Source organism: Oleiphilus sp. HI0086 (assembly GCF_001635225.1).
The window spans coordinates 1-703 of sequence record NZ_LWFZ01000143.1; the positions used below are offsets into that span (position 1 = coordinate 1).

Consider the following 703-nt stretch of genomic DNA (forward strand, 5'->3'; position numbering starts at 1 on the left):
GTCGCTGTACCGTGCAAGTCAGCTAAGCAGGCATGAAACTGAAGAGGGTAACGCTGTAGGGTTCTCATCCCAATTAATTGATTTTGCTCAGTTTCATATTAATAGTGTTCATCAAGGGGCTGGAGAGAAACGAGTATTTGAGGATCAAGAAAACCGAAGTGAAGTTGGTTTGTTTTTTATTGGGGCAGTAGAGTTTGTCGTTAAGATGAATGGCTTGTCGTCAAAGCAGCGGCATATGCTTATTGTGGAGCTGCTTCGAGAGAGTCTGGGCTTTTCTGCAAAGGAGGTGAGTAAAGTTTACTCGCAAGCTTTGGTGACTTGCTCAAACTCGCCTTCTAAGAATACAGTAAAGCTCGGAGCAAAAGCATTTAAAGAATGGTCTACAAACGACTTCTCAGGAAGCGTCCATCTATCTACAGTCTTATCATAACCCTAGACGCTAGGTCGTTCTCAGAAGCTTGCAGTCTTTTGAGAACGAGCCTTGATAGCCAAGAATAATTAGTTTACTTCATCAAGCATAATGCGAATGGCACCACCTCAATAAAGTTTTCGCCAGTTAAAAACTTTGTTTTATCTTTGTAGTTAAGTGCATAAAAGTCATCTTTATCGCTCCAAATACTGCTTTGGCGATTGATAGTGTAAAAAGCATTCTCACTATCAAATGCTTCTAGGTACCAGGTCTCAGCCCACTCCTTGTCTTCAA

Annotated in this window: 2 protein-coding genes; one reads left to right on the forward strand and one right to left on the reverse strand. The window is 41.5% G+C overall.

The window, feature by feature from the left end; genetic code table 11:
- A partial coding sequence (locus A3756_RS27040) for a hypothetical protein (RefSeq protein WP_197481105.1) occupies positions 1-430 on the forward strand: 430 nt, incomplete at its 5' end.
- Positions 431-503: 73 nt separating this feature from the next.
- On the opposite strand, the gene A3756_RS27045 is transcribed toward A3756_RS27040, so the two are convergent.
- Positions 504-703, reverse strand: a 200-nt coding sequence (locus A3756_RS27045) for a hypothetical protein (protein WP_197481106.1), incomplete at its 5' end; no start/stop codon positions are given.